Origin of the sequence: uncultured Ralstonia sp., from assembly GCA_913056305.1 — a bacterium.
In the GTDB taxonomy this organism is placed as follows: Bacteria; Pseudomonadota; Gammaproteobacteria; order Burkholderiales; family Burkholderiaceae; genus Ralstonia.
In genome coordinates, this window is sequence record CAJXMR010000332.1 from 1 (window position 1) to 3,441 (window position 3,441).

The window sequence follows — 3,441 nt, forward strand, 5'->3', positions numbered from 1 at the left end:
GATTGGTGCCCGGAGCCGGGATCGAACCGGCACGCGCCGATGAGGGCGCAGCGGATTTTAAGTCCGCGGTGTCTACCAATTTCACCATCCGGGCTTGGACGTCCGGTGCAGACAATACACGAGACCGACGCCACAAATGAAAACGCCCCGCACGAAGCGAGGCGTTTTGTTTTTTCTGGCTCCTCGACCTGGGCTCGAACCAGGGACCTACGGATTAACAGTCCGGCGCTCTACCGACTGAGCTATCGAGGAATCGCTGCAACAGCGAAGAAATGAATTCTAACTAGTTTCCGTTCTCCCCGTCAACACCTTTTTGCGGTGACGGTGAAAGGGGCTAGAGATCACCGTTCCAGGTACTGTTCCTTGTCCTTGACGTCCTTCCAGTCGTCGGCGTCGGGCAGGGGTTGCTTGGTCTTGGTGATGGACGGCCAGCCGGCTTGCGCCAGCTCGAGATTGATGGCGATCCACTTCTGCTGATCGGCGGGCACGTCTTCTTCAGCGTAGATGGCGTTGACCGGGCACTCGGCCACGCAGACGGCGCAGTCGATGCACTCGTCCGGATCGATGGTCAGGAAGTTCGGGCCTTCGCGGAAGCAGTCGACGGGGCAGACGTCCACGCAATCGGTGTACTTGCAGCGGACACAGCTTTCGGTAACGACGTGAGTCATTTCGCTTGGAAGTTGATGCTAGGAATTCGTGGGGTGCGGGTCGTGGCAGCCATGGTGAGTGCGACGCCGGCAATCTCGTATTGTAACGCACCCGCCGTGCCCGACAGCCGCATCACCTGCGTGCCGTCAGACAGTTTTGGCATGTGTTTATGCGCTGGCGCAAGGTTTGTGGCCCTGGCTATTGCGCATGTTCGATCACCATCTGCACGCGCGTGATGCCGTTGAAGGTGTTGTTGTCGAGCCGGTAAGCCACGTAGGCAGAGGCGCCGAGCGGCTCCGCGTGGTTGAACCAGATGGCGTCGAAGTGCTGCTTGCCGCGGCCGAGCTTGAGCTTCAGGTGCTTCTCCTTGAGTACGGCCTGCGACAGCACGTCGAACTCCCCGCAGAAGCTCGGTGCCGGGAATCCCTGGCCCCAGACCTGGGTTTCCAGCAGCTCGATGAACTGCGGCGTGAAGCATTCCGGCGCGGCCTCGCCGTCGGTCTCTAGCACGCGCGAGAGCAGCGCCTCGGTCAGCCATTCGCGGCCAACGGCCTCGAAGGTGGCGACGAACTCGTCGAAGCCGTCTTCGCGCAGCGTGAGCCCGGCCGCCATTGCGTGGCCGCCAAACTTGACGATCAGCCCGGGGCAGCGCTTGTGCACAGCGTCCAGCGCGTCACGCAAGTGGAAGCCCGGGATCGAGCGCCCCGAGCCCTTGATCACACCATCATCGCCGGGCGCGAAGGTGATCACGGGGCGGTGGAACTTGTCCTTGATGCGCGACGCGACGATGCCGATCACGCCCTGGTGCCACGTCTCGTTGTAGACGGCGATGGTGTGGCGGCTGGCACCATCCATGTTGTCGAGCGTGGACGCCAGGATGGCCATGGCCTCTTGCTGCATGCCGGCCTCGATCTCGCGGCGCTCGCGGTTCATGCCGTCGAGTTCAGCGGCGATGGCCATGGCGCGGTCGTAATCGTCGGTGAGCAGGCATTCGATGCCGAGCGACATGTCGGCCAGCCGGCCGGCTGCGTTCAGGCGCGGGCCCAGGCCGAAGCCGAGGTCGAACGTCGACGCGCGCCGCGCCTCGCGACCCGCCACGCGGAAGAGCGCGGCGATGCCCGGGCACATCCGCCCCGCGCGCATGCGCTTGAGCCCCTGCGCCACCAGCAGGCGGTTGTTGGCATCGAGCTTGACCACGTCGGCCACGGTGCCGAGCGCGACCAGGTCGAGCAGCGCGTCGAGGCGCGGCTGGTCCTGCGGCGTGAAGACGCCCCGCGCGCGCAGCTCGGCCCGCAGCGCAAGCAGCACGTAGAACATCACGCCCACGCCCGCGAGGTTCTTGCTCGGAAAACCGCAGCCCGGCTGGTTCGGGTTGACGATCACGCGCGCCTCGGGCAACTGCGTGCCCGGCATGTGGTGATCGGTCACGACCACGTCGATGCCCAGCGCATTGGCCGCCGCCACGCCCGCCACATCGGCAATGCCGTTGTCGACGGTGACCAGCACGTCCGGCTTCTCGCGCGCGGCCAGCGCCACGATCTCCGGCGAGAGGCCGTAGCCGTATTCGAAGCGGTTCGGGACGATGTAGCTGACCTGCGCGCCGAGCATGCGCAAGCCGCGCACACCGACGGCGCAGGCCGTGGCGCCATCGCAGTCGTAGTCGGCGATGATCAGCAGGCGCTTGTTGGCGGCGATGGCGTCGGCCAGGTAGCGCGCCGCGTCCTCGATGCCCTTGAGCTGCGCCGGCGGCAGCAGGTCGGTCAGCTCGGTCGTCAACTCGTCAGGCCGGGCGACGCCGCGTGCGGCCAGGATGCGCGCCAGGACAGGGTGGATGCCGTGGCCGGCCAGCGTACTGGCGGCCTCGGCGGAATGGGAGCGGATGGCGATGCGGGTCATGCGGATTCAGGCGGACATCGAAAGCGGGGACAGCGCATCGCGCAAGGTGCGCGCGCGGCGGAAGCGGCGCAGCCAGCCGAGCGGACCATTGGCCAGCTCGCGGCGGGTGACGCGGTAGTGGGCGTAGTGCGAATCGCCGGTCAGCACCAGCGAGACGGCGTCGATGCGACCCTCGGCCAGCGCGTCGGCGGCGGGGGTGAACCAGTCGCGGTCGTAGGCGCCGAGGGTTTCGATCCAGTCGTACCAGTTGGCGGACAGGAACGGCCCACCGGCACCGTCGAGCAGCACGGCTGCGCTGGTGCCGTCGGCGGGCAGCGCGGCGAGCGTGTCGGCGGCCAGCTCGGTCGCGTTGGCGGCGCGGGCGAGGCCGGCGAAGAATGCGTCGTCGCCGATCATGCGGTCCGCGATCGGGCGGGCATCGACCAGCGCGCCCTGGCCGAACAGCCAGACCGAGTTGACCGGCAGCAGGCCGCGCGCCTCGCGGGCCTGGTTGACGGGGTGGTCGTACCACGTCATCTGGATCTCGTTCTGGAACTTGCGCCAGGCGCGTTCCTGCTCGCCCTTGTGCATCCAGATGTCGATGTTGTGGCCGGTGGCGCGCTGCGGGGCGGCGGCGATCAGTTCGCCGAACGGCACACCGGCGATGTACCAGCGAGCGGCGTGCGGTGCATCCAGGGTCAGATTCATGTCGGCCAGCAGCAGGGCGATGGCCGCGCGCAGGGCGTCGGCGTCGGTCGCCTCCAGCCGGAGTTGGGCCGGGTCGAGCATCACCAGGTGGTCGCGCGCGGCGTGGATGTGCACCGGCTGCAGGCAGGCCCAGGTGCGCGTGTCGGCGCTGCCGCCGTCGGCCAGGCGCATGTAGGGCGCTGAGGGCAACGGAGCGACCGGGAGCCCGGC

Annotated in this window: 4 protein-coding genes and 2 tRNA genes; all 6 read right to left on the bottom strand. The window is 67.5% G+C overall.

Annotation, left to right across the window (positions count from 1 at the left end):
- Window positions 1–3 precede the first annotated feature (3 nt).
- A tRNA-Leu gene (locus QZ609_RS25495) sits at window positions 4–94 on the bottom strand.
- Between the two features lie 82 nt (window positions 95–176).
- A tRNA-Asn gene (locus QZ609_RS25500) sits at window positions 177–252 on the bottom strand.
- 89 nt (window positions 253–341) lie between these two features.
- Entirely contained in the window at window positions 342–668 is a 327-nt protein-coding gene (gene fdxA, locus QZ609_RS25505; RefSeq protein WP_295500995.1) for a ferredoxin FdxA, read from the bottom strand.
- Complete coding sequence (locus tag QZ609_RS25510; RefSeq protein WP_295500998.1) at window positions 665–811, bottom strand: hypothetical protein; 147 nt, start codon at window positions 809–811, stop codon at window positions 665–667. Before QZ609_RS25510 ends, fdxA begins: the two co-directional genes overlap by 4 nt.
- 35 nt (window positions 812–846) lie before the next feature.
- Entirely contained in the window at window positions 847–2,544 is a 1,698-nt protein-coding gene (recJ, locus tag QZ609_RS25515) for a single-stranded-DNA-specific exonuclease RecJ (protein ID WP_295501000.1), read from the bottom strand.
- Window positions 2,545–2,550: 6 nt separating this feature from the next.
- Window positions 2,551–3,441, bottom strand: an 891-nt coding sequence (locus QZ609_RS25520; protein ID WP_295501003.1) for a hypothetical protein, incomplete at its 5' end; no start/stop codon positions are given.